Source organism: Microbacterium ureisolvens, from assembly GCF_015278315.1.
GTDB lineage: Bacteria > Actinomycetota > Actinomycetes > Actinomycetales > Microbacteriaceae > Microbacterium > Microbacterium ureisolvens.
Genome location: NZ_JADIJE010000008.1, coordinates 150,053 through 165,455 on the forward strand (window position 1 = coordinate 150,053; position 15,403 = coordinate 165,455).

Genomic DNA, 15,403 nt, shown 5'->3' on the forward strand with positions numbered 1-15,403 from the left:
GCCTTCGCGGGTGTGGGCTGGTCGGTCACTCGGCCTCCTCGCGCAATGCGGTGATCTGTTCGGTGACGGAGCGCGCCGTCTCTTCGAGTGCGTCCTCGGCGGCGGAGCCGTAGATGAGCACGATGTCGTTGCCGGCATCGGTCGCCAGCGCGACCGAGATGTTGCCGCTGCGGTCGGGATCCAGGTCGTAACGATCCCACGTGATGCCGTCGATCGTGACCGTGTCCTGCGGGGCCGCCCCCGAGAGCACGCGCGCGGGCCAGGACTCTTCGGCGTCGAATCCCTGCGCCACGCGCAGGAAGCCGCGATCGTCCTCGCCTTCCGGCGCGTAGATGACGGTGAACGCCCGCGCGGAGCCGCTGCCCTCGATGCCGGCGCGGTTCACCACCCAGCCCTCCGACATCTCCGGCGTGATCACGGTGCGTCCTTCGGAGGCCGCGATGCGCTCGGCGACCGCGGCGACATCGACGGGCTCACGCTCGGGGGCGGAGCCGCGGGGCACTGCGAAGATGATGACCGCCACCACCGCGAGGGTCGCCAGGAGCGCGGCGATGAGGTTGCGGACGTTCTGGCTCGAGCGGTAGACGCGCGACGACGCGGCCTTGCGGTCGGCGGTCTCCTCGGGCGTCTCGGGCCGGCCGAGTTCGGCGACGATGCGGGGTTCGCGAGCCATCAGAGCACCCCGTCCTCGCGCGTATGCCCGTCGCCGCGATCGGCCGACGTGCGCGCGGCCTCGAGCCGGCGCTTGGCGCCGAGCAGCCACTCCTCGCAGCGTGCGGCCAGCGCCTCGCCGCGCTCCCACAGGGCGAGGGAGTGCTCGAGGGTGGGTGCGCCCTGCTCGAGTTCGGCGACCACGCGGACCAGCTCGTCGCGCGCCTGCTCGAACGAGAGGGTCGCGACGTCGCTCTGGGCGCCGCTGGGCTCGGTCATGGTCCCAGTCTAGTTCGGCGCGGGCGAGGCCCCGTCCTCACCGGGCCCCGCCGCATGCGGCGGCACGCGACCTTCGGATACCTCCCCGTCGGAGTGCGCGGCGAACGATCCGCGGCCGACCGTGACGACGACGGGGGTGGATGCCGGTGCCTGCGCGGCGTCGCGGACGATGACGCCGTCGGCGAGGTGGGCGATGGCGTAGCCGCGGGCGAGCGTCGAGGCGGGGGAGAGCGCGCGCAGGGTGGCACGCAGCTCGGCGGTGCGGCGGTCGTGGGTCTGCAGTGCGCGGTCGACGCGGTCCCGGCCGCGCGCGGCCAGCAGTTCCACCTCGTGCGCGCGCGCGGTCAGCAGCGTGTCGGGGGTGCGCAGCACCGGGCGCGACCGCAGCTGCTCCAGCTGTGCGATGTCGTGGGTCAGGCGCTGCGTCAGGCGCGAGGTCAGCCGCGCGCGCAGCTGCGCCACGAGCGCCCGCTGCTCGGCGACGTCGGGCACCACGCGCTTGGCCGCGTCGGTCGGTGTGGACGCCCGGCGGTCGGCCACATCGTCCAGGAGCGGGTGGTCGTTCTCGTGGCCGATCGCGCTGACGACGGGGGTGGATGCCGCGGCGACGGCGCGGACGAGGCGCTCGTCGCTGAATCCCAGCAGGGTCTGCGGGTCGCCGCCGCCGCGCGCGATGATGATGACATCGATGTCGGGTGCCGCGTCCAGCGCCTTGAGCGCCGCGATCGTCTCGGGCACGCAGCGTTCGCCCTGCACGGCGGCGTACTTCGTCACGAACTTCACCTGCGGCCAGCGCAGCTCGGCGTTGCGGTGCACGTCCTTCTCGGCATCCGAGTTCTCGCCGGTGATGAGGCCGATGAGGTGCGGCAGGAACGGAAGCGGCTTCTTGCGTGACGGATCGAACAGGCCCTCCGACCGCAGCTGCACCCGAAGACGCTCCAGCCGCTCGAGCTGGTCGCCGAGCCCGACGTGGCGCATCGCCGAGACCGAGAAGCTGAAATCGCCGTTCTTGACGAAGTAGTCCGCTTTGACGCACGCGATCACGTGGTCGCCGACCTTGAGGTCGCCGGGCAGACGCTCGCGGGTGGAGGACCAGATGCGGAACGAGATGGTGGCGTCGGTGGCGAGGTCTTTGAGGCGGCCGAAGACGTTGCCGCCGCGCTGGTTCCACGCCGTGATCTCGCCCTCGACCCACACCGACCCCCACGTCTGCACGAAGCCGCGGATGGTGTCGTTGAGACGGGCGACGGATGTCGGGGCCTGCGGCGTCGAGTCGCGGGGGCGCACCGAATCGGCGGGCGGCGGCTCGCCGGGGACGGCGGCCGGCTGGAAACTCGTCATTCGGTCCTTTCGTGCCCGAGCGCGGGCGTGTCCGCACCGAGGCTCCGCTCAGCGGGCCGCCCGTAGAATCGAGGAGTGAGCACCAGCACTGTGGGACAGACCCCTGCGAGTCGGCCCCCTGTGAGCATGCCCGTCCCCCGCATCCCGCGGCGGCGCGAACCGCTCCAGGATATCGCCGGGACCGGACAGAAGCGGGTGCTGCTGGCATCCCCCCGCGGCTATTGCGCGGGTGTGGACCGCGCGGTCATCGCCGTCGAGAAGGCGCTCGAGCGCTATGGCGCGCCGGTGTATGTGCGCAAGCAGATCGTGCACAACATCCACGTCGTCACCGAGCTCGAGCAGCAGGGCGCGATCTTCGTCGAGGAGGTCGACGAGGTTCCCGAGGGCGCCCACGTCGTGTTCAGCGCGCACGGGGTGTCGCCGGCCGTCGTGAACGCGGCATCCGATCGGGGTCTCCGCGCGATCGATGCGACGTGTCCGCTGGTCACGAAGGTGCACCGCGAGGCCGTGCGGTTCGCCCGCGACGACTTCGAGATCCTGCTCATCGGCCACGTCGGCCACGAGGAGGTCGAGGGCACCGCCGGTGAGGCGCCCGACCACGTCACGATCGTAAACTCTCCGGACGAGGCCGACACCATCGAGGTGCGCGACCCGTCGAAGGTCGTCTGGCTCTCGCAGACCACCCTCTCCGTCGACGAGACGATGGAGACGGTGCGGCGCCTGCGCGCGCGGTTCCCGCAGCTGCAGGATCCGCCGTCGGACGACATCTGCTACGCCACGCAGAACCGCCAGGTGGCGATCAAGAAGGTCGCCAAGGACGCCGACCTCGTCATCGTGGTCGGCTCGGCCAACTCGTCCAACAGCGTGCGGCTCGTCGAGGTCGCGCTGGAGTACGGCGCGAAGGCCGCGTACCGCGTCGACTACGCCGACGAGGTCGAGCAGGCGTGGCTCGAGGGCGTCGAGACGGTCGGCGTCACCAGCGGCGCCTCCGTTCCGGACGTGCTCGTGCAGCAGGTCCTCGAAGACCTCGCGGCCGCGGGCTACCGCGACGTGGAGGAGGTGCGCACGGCTGAAGAGGACCTCCAGTTCTCGCTGCCGAAGGAGCTCCGCACGGATGCCGCGGGCAAGCGCGACGACCGCGCCCTCGGCGGCCGGACCCGCGCATGAGCGAGGCCTCCGCCGGTGACGTCGGTCGCGCGGTCACGCCGACGCCGAGCGTCGAGACCGCACGGCCGCGCCCGCAGTACGGCGAGTACGCCACCCCTGAGGAGCAGCGAGCGCGCATCCAGGAGCCCGCGCCCTGGCAGCTGGAGGCGCTGACGCCGATCATGACGGATGCTCCGGAGCCCGGCATCCCGCAGGCTCCACCTGTCGTCGAGAAGCGTCAGCGGCCCGTCGACCGCATCGTCACATTCGCGCTCCTCGCGTACGGCCTGGTCAACGTCATCTCGACGGTGCCCGCGTTCCTGGACTACGCCGCGTACGCGGAGTCGATCCTGGCGACGCTCGGCGTCGAGGCGGAGCTGTCCGATCCTGCCGCCGGAAGGGCGTGGGGCATCGCGGCGGTGCTCGTCCTCATCATCGGCTGGTGCGCGACCGCCGCGGTCTCGGTGTGGAGCATGCGGGCCGGGCGTCTGACGTGGTGGATCCCGCTGGTCGGCGGCATCGCGTTCATCTTCCTCGCGGGCGCCCTGATGGCGATTCCGCTCATGAACGACCCCGCCGTGTGGCAGGCGCTCTTCGAGAGGGCGGGCGGCGCCGGCTGAGCCCGTCGGCGACGCGCCGACGCCCGCGCTCGCCGCGGGCGGTGCATACTCGGGAGGACGGCGCGGGGTCGCGCGGATCACCTGAACCTCCGGGTGGCGCGTCTCGTGTCTCCTGCGGGAGGTGACGGATGCCGCACGACAGCGTGGAACGCCGCGACAGCGCCGCGAACCGCGACGCCACGCGGCTCGCCGCGCTCTACGACGCCCACGCGGCACCGGTCTGGCGCTATGTCGTGCACCTCACCGGCGACCGCGCGGGCGCAGACGACATCGTGCAGGAGACCATGCTGCGGGCATGGCGCACCCCTCGGATCCTCGAGCAGGACCCGTCGACGACGCGGTCGTGGATGTTCACGGTGGCCCGCCACCTCGTCATCGACGAGGCGCGCAGCGCGCACCGACGTCGTGAGATCGATGTCGCCGAGGTTCCCGAGCGGACGACGCCCGATGCCACCGACGCGCTCTTCGAAGCCATCCTCGTGGAGGAGGCGCTCGCCGCACTGACGACGGAGCATCGCGCCGTCGTCATCCGCGCGTACTACCGAGGACAAACGGTCGCCGAGATGGCCGGCGATCTCGACATTCCGGAGGGCACCGTCAAATCGCGCCTCCACTATGGGCTCCGCGCCCTCCGGCTCACCCTGCAGGAGAAGGGGGTGACGCGATGAACACGGAGCACATCGACTTCGCCGACTGGGATGCGGCGTACGTCGTGCGCGCGCTCAGCGTCGAGGACCGCCGCAGCTACGAGGCGCACCTTGACGAGTGCGTCCTGTGCCGCGAAGCGATCGGCGAGCTCGCACCCACGCTGGGCCTGCTGGCGCGCGTCGACCCAGTGCGTGCGGAATCGCTGCTGGAGCCGGCGGTGGGCGCGGGTCCGGCCCAGGGCGCACGCGAGCGCGTCGTAGCGCGCGGCACGCGGGATGCGCGGCGCCGGCGTCTCCTGGCCTGGGGCGGCGGGTTCGTGGCGGCTGCGACGCTCGCCGTCGTCGTGGGCTTCGCGGTGACCTCGGCCGTCGACCCTGTCGCCGTCCCCGAGGAGGTCGTGGCGCTGGAGCCGGTGACCGACGTGGCCCTGACGGCGCAGGTCGAGCTGACCGAAGCCCCGTGGGGAACGCGCATCGAGATGGTGTGCCACTACCCGCCCAGCAGCGACCCGTATTCCGCCGGCCAGGAATGGCCCTATGTGCTCGTGGTCACCTCGACCGACGGCACGTCGAGCGAGCTGTCGTCGTGGCGTGCGGGTCCGGGAACGACCGCGCGGCTGGATGCCGGCACCGCTCTGGACCGCGATGAGATCGCCTCGATCGAGGTGCGCGCCGTCTCGGACGGGCGGGTGCTGCTGCGCGGCGAGCCGCGCTGAGTCGTGCGGAAGCGGCGCGCCGTCGGGCCCCCCGGGTGAACCGTGCGAGGTCGGCTGCTGCCGGGCATGCCGTCGCTAGGATGAGCGGATGCCCCGCCTCGTCGCCGTCTGCGCCGTCCGTCAGCTGCGTCCGGACTCGGGGAGCGTGGGCGTGACGGCCATCGACAAGGGGCCGGTCGAGGGGGCGGTGCGCATCGGTCCCTACGGCGTGCGCGGCGACGTGCAGGCCAGCCGCAAGCACCACGGCGGCCTCGACAAGGCGCTCTACGCGTACTCGACGGAGGACGCCGCGTACTGGGAGTCCGAGCTCGGACGTGAGCTCCCGCCCGGCTGGTTCGGCGAGAACCTGCGTGTTGAGGGCCTCGACGTCAACGCCGCGCGCATCGGCGAGCGGTGGCGCATCGGCGAGCGGGTCGAGGTCGAGGTGACCATGCCCCGCACACCCTGCGCGACGTTCGCGCGTTGGGTGGGCGGACCGGAGGCCCGAGGCTGGGTGAAGAGGTTCTCGCACGAGCGTCGCCTCGGGCCGTATCTGCGCGTCGTGCGCGCCGGGCACGTGCAGGCGGGCGACGAGATCGTCGTCGTGCACCGTCCCGAGGATGCGCCGGGGCTCCTCGATCGCTACGCCGACCCCGAGTAGACCGAGCCACTCCCTGAGGCGACGGATGCCGCGGCCCGCGCCTCTGGTGAGGCCCGGGTCGCGGCATCCGCTGTTCTCGCTGTCGTTACGCGGCGAGGCTCTTGCCGTGCGAGCCGAGCTGCTGGGTCGCCTCGACCACGCGGGCGGCCATCGCCGACTCGGCGATCTTGCCCCACGCGCGCGGGTCATAGGCCTTCTTGTTGCCCACCTCGCCGTCGACCTTGAGCACGCCGTCGTAGTTCTGGAACATGAAGCCGGCGACCGAGCGCGTGAACGCGTACTGCGTGTCGGTGTCGACGTTCATCTTCACGACGCCGTTGGCGACCGCCAGCGCGATCTCGCCGTCGGTCGAGCCGCTGCCGCCGTGGAAGACGAGGTCGAGCGGCTTCGGGCCGGTGCCGAACTTCGAGGCGATGCCCTCCTGGATCTCGCCGAGGAGCTCGGGGCGGAGCTTGACGTTGCCGGGCTTGTAGACGCCGTGGACGTTGCCGAAGGTGAGGGCCGAGATGTAGCGGCCGTTCTCGCCGAGACCGAGCGCCTCGACGGCCTTTGTCACGTCGGCGACCGTCGTGTAGAGCGCCTCGTTGGAGCCCTCGTGCTTCACGCCGTCCTCTTCGCCGCCGACGACGCCGATCTCGACCTCGAGGATCGCGTTGATGTTCTTGAGGCGGGGGAGGAGGTCCTTCGCGATCTCGATGTTCTCATCGAGCGGCACCGCGGAGCCGTCCCACATGTGCGACTGGAAGATCGGGTTGCGCCCGGCCTTCACCTCTTCCTCGGACGCCTCGATGAGCGGCAGGACGAAGTCCGCCAGAGCGGGCTTCGGGCAGTGGTCGGTGTGCAGGGCGACCGTGATCGGGTAGTTCTTGGCCACCTCGGTGGCGAACTTCGCGAACGCCAGCGCGCCGGCGGCCCGCGCCTTGACGGTGTGGCCGGCGAAGTAGTCGGCGCCACCGGTGGTGACCTGGATGATGCCGTCGGATCCTGCCTCGGTGAGGCCCTGCAGGACCGCGTTGATCGACTGCGAGCTGGAGACGTTGATGGCGGGATACGCGAAGCCACCGGCCTTCGCGCGGTCCAGCATGTCGGCGTACTGCTCCGGGGTGGCGACGGGCATGAGTGCTCCTCGTGATCGATGCGGGCGTCACCGCAAACTCTACCCAAGCCCCGGTTGAGGCGACCGTCGCCCGGCGGCTCACCTGCCGGGGAAAACTCGGTCCCTGCACTATCGGAAAGAATCGGGATTCCTTCAGTTGCTCCGACGTGAAATTCCGCGGAATCGGGCGTCAGGCTGGCTAGGCTGACCGTCATGGTGAGCTTGACCGCGGACATGAGTCCCCTCCACCCCGACCGCAACCTCGCGCTGGAACTGGTGCGTGCGACCGAAGCCGCGGCGATCCGCGCCGTTCCGTTCATCGGCCGTGGCGCCAAGGAGGCTGCCGACGGCGCCGCGGTGGACGCGATGCGGGCGTTCTTCACCACCGTGAACTTCGACGGGACGATCGTCATCGGCGAGGGCGAGAAGGACGAGGCGCCCATGCTCTACAACGGCGAGAGGGTCGGCAACGGCCGCGGACCTCGCGCCGACGTGGCGGTCGACCCGATCGACGGCACCTCGCTGACCGCCGCCGGGCGCAACAACGCCCTCTCGGTCATCGCCGTCTCGGACCACGGCACGATGCTCGACGCCTCGAGCGTCTTCTACATGGACAAGCTGGTGACGGGGCCGGCCGGTGTCGGCGTCGTGGACATCCGCCTGCCCATCGGCGAGAACATCCGCCGCCTCGCGAAGGCGCTCGACAAGCCGGTCGACGAGCTCGTCGTCTCGGTTCTGCATCGCCCGCGCCACGAGCGGCTCATCGAGGAGATCCGCGAGGCGGGCGCCGGCACCCGACTGATGAGCGACGGCGATGTCGCCGGCGGCATCAACGCCGCCCGCCACAACGCCCGCACCGACATGTGCGTCGGTGTCGGTGGCAGCCCGGAGGGCATCGTGACCGCGTGCGCGATCAAGGCGCTCGGCGGGCACATCCAGGGCCGGCTGTGGCCGCGCGACGACGATGAGAAGCAGCGCGGCATCGATGCCGGCCTGCGGCTCGACGACTATGTGTACGAGGCCGACGATCTGGTCAAGGGCAACAACACGATTTTCGTCGCGACCGGGGTCACCGACGGCGCGCTGGTGGCGGGCGTCCGACGTGAAGGCGGCTACGTCTACACCGAGAGCGTCGTGCTGCGCGGCGCTTCGGGCACCCTGCGCCGGATCTCGTCGGAGCATCTCGTCTCCAAGTGGCTCTGAGCTCGGGCGTCCCGCGGCGGCTCCAGCGGGCCGGTGGGGCACGTGCGACACGTGATGCTGCCGTGACGGTTTCGTGATCGTCACGGCCGCGAACTCTGGCAGAATCGTCTGTGGTGTCGATGGAGGCACGGAGTGTTTCCGACGCGAGGAGTTGACGATGTCTGCCCAGCCAGCTGAACCGTCGGCCCAGACGGGCGCGCAAGCGGTCGTCGCCAACGCCATCGACCCTGCCCGACGGCCCGACGTGCTGCTGCGCGTGCGCCGCGACGAGGGCCACGAGATCAGCGCGTGGTGGATGATCGGCGCGTTCGTCGGCGTCTCGGCGGCCGTGATCGTCCTGCTGAGCTTCGTTCCCGGCGGCGCCTGACCTCGCGCTGCGGTTCCGCCGGTCGTCAGTCCCGGGGGGCCGCGAGACGCGCGCGCACGTCGCCGAGCTCGGCCGTCACGGTGTGCTCCGGTGCGTCGTCGATGCCATCGAGCGTCTCCTCGAGGAGCTCCGGGGCCGTGAGGCGTCGCGGGCTCTTCTCGATGGCCGCGGGCTCGCTCACCGCGTCGAGCTTCGTCGCATCGATGCCGGGGAACTTGCGCGCGCTGACCAGGACGCGGGTCTCGAGAGAACCGGCGAAGCGGTTGTAGCTGTCGACCGTGCGCTCGATGGCGCGGCGGAGATCGTCGGCGTGCGATGCGAGGGATCCGAGCCGCTCGTAGAGCTGGTTGCCCAGGTCGAAGAGCGCGCGGGCCTCGTGTGAGACGTCCTGCTGGGTCCAGGTGTAGGCGACCGTCTTGAGCACCGCCCAGAGGTTGACGGGCGACGCGAGCGCCACGCGCTTGCCGAACGCGTAGTCGAGGAGCGACGGGTCTTCTTCGAGCGCGGCCGCGAGGAGCGACTCGCTGGGCACGAAACAGACCACGAACTCGGGGCTCGACGACAGCCCGGCCCAGTACGTCTTGCGGGCCAGGGCGTCGACGTGCGCCCGCACGGCCTTGACGTGCTTGTCGAGCAGCGCTCGCCGCCGAGCGGCCTCGGCACCCTGGGCGGTCAGCGGGATCGCGCTCGCCTCGAGGAAGGCGTCCAGCGGCACCTTCGCATCGACGGCGATCGCCTTCTCACCGGGCAGCCGGATCACCATGTCGGGGCGCCCGGCGCCGGCGTCCGTCGTGATCGACGTCTGCAGCTCGAAGTCGACATGCCGCGTGAGCCCGGCCGCTTCCACGACGCGCCGCAGCTGGGTCTCGCCCCACACGCCGCGCGTGCTGCCCGAGCGCAGGGCTCCGGCGAGCGACTCGGTGGTGGCGCGCAGCGCCTCGTCGGATTCGTGGGCGCGCCGCAGCTGCTCGGCGAGCGTGCCGAACTGCGTGTGGCGGTCGCGCTCGAGCTCGTCGACCTTGCTGTGCATGGCAGCCAAAGTCTCTTGCACCGGCGCGAGCGCCCGCAGCACCGACTGCTCGCGCCGCTCGCGCTCCTCGCGGGCCGCCTGATCGTGCCGGGCCTGCAAGGCGAGGTCGCGGTAGAGGAGCTGCTGATGCTCCAGCTGCGCCTGCACGCCCTGGCGTGAGGCATCCGACGCCGCCAGACGGGCGGTGAGGTCGGCGTGCTCGCGAGCCCCCCGCGCGGCCGCGCGCGCCAGTCCGGCCGCCCACCCCGCCACCGCGCCGATGGCGAGGCAGGCGATCACCACCACACTGATCACGACTGCGTCCATGCCTCCAGCGTGCAGGATGCCTCCGACATCGCCGCGACCCCGCGCGGCGGCATCCGATCGCGGCTACGCCACGGCGAACGAGACCGCCGGCGCCTCGGCGACCGCGATCTGCGACACCCGCACGCCGACGGCCCCGGCCAGCGACTCGATGTCGGCGGCCCCGAGACGGCGCGCGGCGTCGATCATCACGTGGGCGCACGCGAGCGCATCGGCGGTGGCGTTGTGATGCGGGAAGTCGGCGAAGCCGGCCTCGGCGGCGACGAAGGGAAGCCGGTAGGACTCCAGCCGGTACACCTTGCGGGCGACCTGCAGGCTGCACGCGTACCGGTACGGCGGGCACTCGTCGCCGGTCGCGTCGCACGCGCGCTTGAGGACCGCCATGTCGAAGCCGGCGTTGTGGGCGACGAGGATGTCGTCTCCGACGAAGGCGGCGAGGGGAGCCAGCTGCTGCGTCCAGGTCGCGGCGTCGGCGACGTCCTCGGACCGGATGCCGTGGATGCGCACGTTCAGCTCGAAGAAGACGTCGTGGCCGGCCGGGGGACGGATCAGCCACCCGGTCTTATCGACGATCCGCCCGTCGCGCACGCGGACGAGCCCGACCGCGCACGCCGAGGCGTTGCTGGAGTTCGCCGTCTCGAAGTCGATCGCGGTGAAGTCCAGTGGCACCTCCCCAGACTCACCCGGGCACCGCCGGTCCGCCGGAAGGCGCGCCGAGCGGCCACCTCCGTCATAGAGTCGGGGCATGGCCGGTCGCGAGGAGATGTCGCTGTCATTCGGTGCCGCCGCCCGCGCTTACGAGGCCGGACGCCCGGACTACCCGCGCGAGTCGGTGGAGTGGCTGCTCGGCCCGGCCCGCGAGCCCGGACGCGCGGTGCGGGCGGCCGACGTCGGCGCCGGCACCGGCAAGCTCACCCGCACGATCGTCGAGGCGGGCGCGGAAGTCGTCGCCATCGACCCCGATGCCGAGATGCTCGCCGCCCTGCGGGAGCACGTGCACGGCGTTCCCACCTTCGTGGGGACGGGAGAGCGGATGCCGCTGCCCGACGCGTCCGTCGACGCGGTGCTCCTCGGGCAGGCGTGGCACTGGGTCGATCCGGTCGCCGCGTCGGCCGAGGCCGGCCGGGTGCTGCGCAGCGGTGGCGTGCTGGGACTGGTGTGGAACATCCGCGACGAGTCCGATCCGTGGGTCGCGCGGCTCACCGCGGCGATGCACGGCAGCCACGCCGAGGAGATGCTCGCGGGCGACGGACCCCGGGTCGCCGACCCGTTCGCAGGGCTGGAAGCCCGCACGTGGACCTGGACGCGCCCGATCTCGCGGGCGGCGCTGCTCGACATGGTCGCCTCGCGCAGCTACATCATCACCGCGCCCGAAGCCGAGCGCGCCGCCATCCTCACCGCGGTCGCAGCGCTGTTCGACGAGCGCCGGATCACCGACGCCACCGGCGCGGAGGTCGTCGACCTGCCGTACGTCACGCACGCCTACCGCGGCATCCGCCCCTGAGGCGAGTTGCGGCGCACGCGGTCCGCGCGCACCGCGGTCCGGTGCACCCGGGACCACCGCGACGACGTGGGCGGCCTACGCCCGCACCGCGCCCACGACGTGCCACGGTCCGCTGCGACCGCGGTAGCGCGGCTCGAAGCCGCGTCCACGCAGGACGGCGATCATCCCGTCCGGCGTGTGCGCGAAGGCGCGGTACGGGTTGCCGGTCAGTGTGTACACCGCGTTGATCGCGCGGGCCATGACGCGCGCGAACAGGCTGTACGTCGGGTGGCTGAACACCACGGCGCGCCGTCCTCGTCCGGCGGCGGCGCCGAGGAGACCCTCGTAGTCCGGGTAGCAGCAGACCACGCGATGCAGCACGACGATGTCCGAGGGCTCGACGGCCTCCGGGGTCCCGGCCAGGTCGATCCCCAGCATCCGTGTCACGCGATCGCGCAGGCCCGCATCCTCGAGCAGCCGCGTCGCCTCGGGCTCGTAGGCGGAGGACAGCTCGACGTTCGTCGTGTGGGACGCGCCGCGCTTGAGCGCCTCGAGCTGGATGTCGCCGATGCCGCCGCCGATCTCGAGCACCGACGAGCCCTCGAGGCCGACCGCCTCGGCGAACTCGAGGACGAGCCGGGCGCTGGGCGTAAGACCCTCGCGCCGGTAGCGCCGCGCCAGGCGGCGGGCGAACCGCGCGTTGAACTCGCGGTCGAAGTCCTCCGGCGTCTGCGGTGCGCAGCACTCGTCCACGCGGTCAGTATCCCGCCGGCTCAGCGTCGGGGCAACGGCTCGAGCCGGGCGGCCGAGGCCCCGCCCGCACCAGCCGGGCTGCTGCCGTCGCGTCGCGGCCGGCGAGCGCGGTGTCGTGCCCGTGGCGTACGGTTGCGCCGTGCGCACCCTCACCGTCTGCAATTTCGTCACCGTCGACGGCCGCTACGAAGACGACGACCACGACATCGTGTCCTTCTTCGAGCACCAGCATCCCGACTATCGCGGGGCCGACACCTTCGACCACTACACCACCGGCCTCATGCGCGCTTCGAACACGCTCGTGCTCTCGGGGCGTCGCTCGGCCCTCGGCAACCTCGGCTACTGGACGGGCGTGCGCGAGGATCCCGAGGCCACCGCCATCCGTCGCGAGTTCGCCGAGCTGATCCTCGAGATCGAGAAGATCGTGGTGTCCGACACGATCACCGAGGACGACATCGCGCCCTATCGGAACGTCCGCATCGTGCCCGTCGCCGACGCGCGGTCGGAGATCGCCGCACTCAAGCGGAGCGACGGGCGCGGCATCCTGATCCTCCTCGGCCGGATCCTGTGGAACGACCTCATGCACGCCGGCCTGGTCGACGAGCTGCACCTCGTGACCTTCCCCCTCATCGCCGGCACGGGCGTGCCGCTGTTCGACTCCCGCCCTCCCGTCGCCCTCAAGCTCCTCGAGACCCGAGCGTGGGAGGAATCGGGCAATGTGCTCATGAGATGGCGCGTCGACCCCGACTGACGTGGGGACGGCGGATGCCGCGGGCCGCGGCATCCGTCGTCATCTTCTCGGCAGGCCACTGAAGCGTCCGCCCGGCGAGGCGTCGCGGTCGGGCCATCTAGACTGGATGCCCGTGGCTCTCACCATCGGAATCGTCGGTCTCCCCAACGTCGGCAAGTCGACCCTCTTCAACGCGCTGACCAAGAACCAGGTGCTCGCCGCGAACTACCCGTTCGCGACGATCGAGCCCAACATCGGCGTGGTCAACCTGCCCGACGAGCGGCTCGACAAGCTCGCCGAGATCTTCGGCTCGGAGCGCATCCTGCCGGCGGCGGTGTCGTTCGTCGACATCGCGGGCATCGTCCGCGGCGCGTCGGAAGGCGAGGGGCTCGGCAACAAGTTCCTCGCGAACATCCGCGAGGCCGACGCCATCGCGCAGGTGGTGCGCGGCTTCGCCGACGACGACGTGGTCCACGTCGACGGTGCGGTGAACCCGCGCAGCGACATGGAGACGATCAACGCCGAGCTGCAGCTCGCCGACCTCGAGACCCTCGAGCGCGCGATCACGCGCTACGAGAAGGAGGTCAAGGGGCGAAAGCTCGATCCGGCCGTCCTCGCGACGGCGGTCGAGGCGCGCGAGGCGCTCCAGCGCGGCGAGCTGCTGTCCGCGTCGGGGATCGACCTGACTCCCATCAAGGAACTGGGCCTGCTGACGGCGAAGCCGTTCATCTTCGTGTTCAACGTCGACGAGGCGGTGCTGACGGATGCCGCGCGCAAGGCCGAGCTCGCGGCACTGGTCGCTCCGGCCCAGGCCGTGTTCCTGGACGCGAAGATCGAATCCGAGCTCATCGACCTCGACCCGGAGGACGCCGCGGAGCTGCTGGCGTCGACAGGGCAGGACGAGTCGGGCCTCGACCAGCTGGCCCGCATCGGCTTCGACACGCTCGGGCTGCAGACCTACTTGACGGCCGGCCCCAAGGAGGCGCGCGCCTGGACCATCGGCAAGGGCTGGAAGGCGCCCCAGGCGGCCGGCGTGATCCACACCGACTTCGAGAAGGGCTTCATTAAGGCCGAAGTCATCTCCTACGACGACCTCGTCGCGACCGGCTCGGTCATCGAGGCCCGCGCCAAGGGCAAGGCCCGCCTGGAGGGCAAGGACTACGTCATGCAGGACGGCGACGTCGTCGAGTTCCGGTTCAACGTCTGAGCCGACACCCCGCCCGTTCGGGCGCCGAGTACCGTCCAGCCCCCGCGAGAGGAACAGAACACCGTGGCTGACACCCAGATCTTCGAGCCCGAGGGCCGCGCCATCCCGTACGCCGACGACAAGGTCGTCGGTCCCACCCTCGTGCTGCTGCCCGGGCTGGGACTGAACATCAGCTACCTCGGCCCGCTCGCCCATGCCCTCGTCGAAGAGGACTTCCACATCGTGCGGATCGGCCCGCGCCACCCCTCGAGCGCGGCCGACCAGGACGTCACGATGCACGACCTCGCGCAGGACGTCGCGGATGTGATGCGCCACCTCGGCATCGGCAGCGCCTGGGTCGGCGGCCACGCGTTCGGCGGATCCGTCGCGCGCGCCGTGTCGCTCGACCACCCCGAACTCGTCAGCGGCGTGCTCCTGCTGGGCGTCGAGGGCGCCGAGCTCACCGACGAGCTGCACGCCGAGGGCTCGGAGATCCCCGAGCAGGCCCGCGATGCGGCAGTGGAGTCGCTGCAGCGCGGCGCGCAGCTGGCCACTCCCGAGCTCGAGTGGTCGTCCCTGGCCCCCGCAGTGCCGGTGCTCGTGGTGCAGGGCGCGGAAGACCGCATGACGCCGCCGGCCAACGGCGAGCAGCTGCGGGCGTCGGCCCCCGACCGCGTCAGCGTCGTGAGCGTCGAGGGCGCCGGCCACCTGTTCCCCGTGACGCACGTGGGTGCGACGGCGTGGCCGATCGAGGATTACCTCGACTGGGACTGAGGCACCTGCCTCGCCGACCCGGCGACGCTGAGCCCCGGCGGAAGCCCGAGCACTCAGCCTTCCGGGTCGTCCTGGAACGCGCGCACTTCCTGCGCGCAGTGGGTCGCGACCGCCATCTTCGCCGCCCACTCCAGCGCCGCCTCGTACGAGGGTAGCTCCAGCACCGAGTAGCCGCCCTCGAGATGGGTCGTGTCCGCGTAGGTGCCCTGCGTGACGTTGCCCGACTCATCGACCATGACCGGCGCGATGCTCTCGTCGATCCCGCCTCCGAAGACCCAGACGCCGGCATCCTTCGCCTCCTGCACCACGGCATACGAGGCCTTGGCGACGGCCGGGAACTCCTGCTCCGTCAGCACCACGGCGGAGCTTGGAAAAGAGATCATGTACTTCGTCATCGCAGCTGCTCCTTCGTCGGAGGAGTGACCGTCGCGGTCGGGG

19 protein-coding genes are annotated in these 15,403 nt (G+C 71.4%); 11 read left to right on the forward strand and 8 right to left on the reverse strand.

From position 1 onward, the window contains the following. Window positions 1–25: 25 nt before the first annotated feature. The 3 genes from IM767_RS13510 to xseA are packed head-to-tail and all read right to left on the reverse strand — an operon-like array spanning window position 26 to window position 2,271. Window positions 26–673, reverse strand: a complete 648-nt coding sequence (locus tag IM767_RS13510; protein ID WP_109210899.1) for a DUF4245 family protein — start codon at window positions 671–673, stop codon at window positions 26–28. Then, a complete protein-coding gene (locus IM767_RS13515; RefSeq protein ID WP_109210900.1) occupies window positions 673–930 on the reverse strand; it encodes an exodeoxyribonuclease VII small subunit in 258 nt (85 codons plus the stop codon). The genes IM767_RS13510 and IM767_RS13515 overlap by 1 nt, the downstream gene beginning before the upstream one ends. Before the next feature lie 9 nt (window positions 931–939). Then, the gene (xseA, locus tag IM767_RS13520) at window positions 940–2,271 is read right to left on the reverse strand and encodes an exodeoxyribonuclease VII large subunit (protein WP_109210901.1); all 1,332 of its coding nucleotides are present in this window, start codon (window positions 2,269–2,271) and stop codon (window positions 940–942) included. Between the two features lie 126 nt (window positions 2,272–2,397). On the opposite strand from xseA, the gene IM767_RS13525 reads away from it, so the two are divergent. The 5 genes from IM767_RS13525 to IM767_RS13545 all read left to right on the forward strand — a co-directional run bounded on the left by IM767_RS13525 (window position 2,398) and on the right by IM767_RS13545 (window position 6,040). After that, a complete protein-coding gene (locus IM767_RS13525) occupies window positions 2,398–3,438 on the forward strand; it encodes a 4-hydroxy-3-methylbut-2-enyl diphosphate reductase (RefSeq protein WP_194398894.1) in 1,041 nt (346 codons plus the stop codon). Continuing rightward, window positions 3,435–4,037, forward strand: a complete 603-nt coding sequence (locus IM767_RS13530; protein ID WP_109210903.1) for a DUF6264 family protein — start codon at window positions 3,435–3,437, stop codon at window positions 4,035–4,037. Before IM767_RS13525 ends, IM767_RS13530 begins: the two co-directional genes overlap by 4 nt. Before the next feature lie 128 nt (window positions 4,038–4,165). Continuing rightward, window positions 4,166–4,705: a sigma-70 family RNA polymerase sigma factor gene (locus IM767_RS13535; protein WP_109210904.1), complete on the forward strand. Its 540-nt coding sequence runs from the start codon at window positions 4,166–4,168 to the stop codon at window positions 4,703–4,705. Further along, on the forward strand, window positions 4,702–5,400 hold the full coding sequence (locus tag IM767_RS13540) for an anti-sigma factor (protein ID WP_109210905.1): 699 nt from the start codon (window positions 4,702–4,704) through the stop codon (window positions 5,398–5,400). The genes IM767_RS13535 and IM767_RS13540 overlap by 4 nt, the downstream gene beginning before the upstream one ends. 88 nt (window positions 5,401–5,488) lie before the next feature. After that, complete coding sequence (locus IM767_RS13545) at window positions 5,489–6,040, forward strand: MOSC domain-containing protein (protein WP_109210906.1); 552 nt, start codon at window positions 5,489–5,491, stop codon at window positions 6,038–6,040. Window positions 6,041–6,125: 85 nt separating this feature from the next. Here the strand turns inward: IM767_RS13545 and fbaA are convergent, their stop codons facing one another. After that, entirely contained in the window at window positions 6,126–7,157 is a 1,032-nt protein-coding gene (gene fbaA / locus IM767_RS13550) for a class II fructose-bisphosphate aldolase (RefSeq protein ID WP_109210907.1), read from the reverse strand. Window positions 7,158–7,349: 192 nt separating this feature from the next. On the opposite strand from fbaA, the gene glpX reads away from it, so the two are divergent. Then, entirely contained in the window at window positions 7,350–8,339 is a 990-nt protein-coding gene (gene glpX, locus IM767_RS13555) for a class II fructose-bisphosphatase (RefSeq protein ID WP_109210908.1), read from the forward strand. 157 nt (window positions 8,340–8,496) lie between these two features. Next, window positions 8,497–8,706 carry a UDP-N-acetylmuramyl pentapeptide phosphotransferase gene (locus tag IM767_RS13560; RefSeq protein WP_109210909.1) on the forward strand — a complete coding sequence of 70 codons (210 nt, stop codon included), beginning with the start codon at window positions 8,497–8,499 and terminating at the stop codon, window positions 8,704–8,706. A 25-nt stretch (window positions 8,707–8,731) separates the two neighbouring features. Here the strand turns inward: IM767_RS13560 and IM767_RS13565 are convergent, their stop codons facing one another. Both IM767_RS13565 and IM767_RS13570 read right to left on the reverse strand, forming a co-directional pair. Continuing rightward, window positions 8,732–10,042 carry a DNA recombination protein RmuC gene (locus IM767_RS13565; RefSeq protein ID WP_109210910.1) on the reverse strand — a complete coding sequence of 437 codons (1,311 nt, stop codon included), beginning with the start codon at window positions 10,040–10,042 and terminating at the stop codon, window positions 8,732–8,734. 63 nt (window positions 10,043–10,105) lie between these two features. Continuing rightward, window positions 10,106–10,708 (reverse strand): 3'-5' exonuclease, encoded by a 603-nt coding sequence (locus IM767_RS13570; RefSeq protein ID WP_109210911.1) that lies wholly within the window; start codon window positions 10,706–10,708, stop codon window positions 10,106–10,108. Between the two features lie 76 nt (window positions 10,709–10,784). On the opposite strand from IM767_RS13570, the gene IM767_RS13575 reads away from it, so the two are divergent. Continuing rightward, window positions 10,785–11,543: a class I SAM-dependent methyltransferase gene (locus IM767_RS13575; RefSeq protein WP_109210912.1), complete on the forward strand. Its 759-nt coding sequence runs from the start codon at window positions 10,785–10,787 to the stop codon at window positions 11,541–11,543. Between the two features lie 75 nt (window positions 11,544–11,618). On the opposite strand, the gene IM767_RS13580 is transcribed toward IM767_RS13575, so the two are convergent. Then, window positions 11,619–12,275, reverse strand: coding sequence for an SAM-dependent methyltransferase (locus IM767_RS13580; RefSeq protein WP_194398890.1), 657 nt, complete (start codon window positions 12,273–12,275; stop codon window positions 11,619–11,621). A 139-nt stretch (window positions 12,276–12,414) separates the two neighbouring features. On the opposite strand from IM767_RS13580, the gene IM767_RS13585 reads away from it, so the two are divergent. The 3 genes from IM767_RS13585 (at window position 12,415) to IM767_RS13595 (ending at window position 14,965) form a co-directional block, all read left to right on the forward strand. Further along, window positions 12,415–13,026 (forward strand): dihydrofolate reductase family protein, encoded by a 612-nt coding sequence (locus tag IM767_RS13585; RefSeq protein ID WP_109210913.1) that lies wholly within the window; start codon window positions 12,415–12,417, stop codon window positions 13,024–13,026. 112 nt (window positions 13,027–13,138) lie between these two features. Next, entirely contained in the window at window positions 13,139–14,212 is a 1,074-nt protein-coding gene (ychF, locus tag IM767_RS13590) for a redox-regulated ATPase YchF (RefSeq protein ID WP_109210966.1), read from the forward strand. Between the two features lie 63 nt (window positions 14,213–14,275). Further along, on the forward strand, window positions 14,276–14,965 hold the full coding sequence (locus IM767_RS13595; RefSeq protein WP_109210914.1) for an alpha/beta fold hydrolase: 690 nt from the start codon (window positions 14,276–14,278) through the stop codon (window positions 14,963–14,965). Between the two features lie 53 nt (window positions 14,966–15,018). On the opposite strand, the gene IM767_RS13600 is transcribed toward IM767_RS13595, so the two are convergent. Further along, window positions 15,019–15,360, reverse strand: coding sequence for a YciI family protein (locus tag IM767_RS13600; RefSeq protein ID WP_109210915.1), 342 nt, complete (start codon window positions 15,358–15,360; stop codon window positions 15,019–15,021). Window positions 15,361–15,403: the final 43 nt, after the last annotated feature.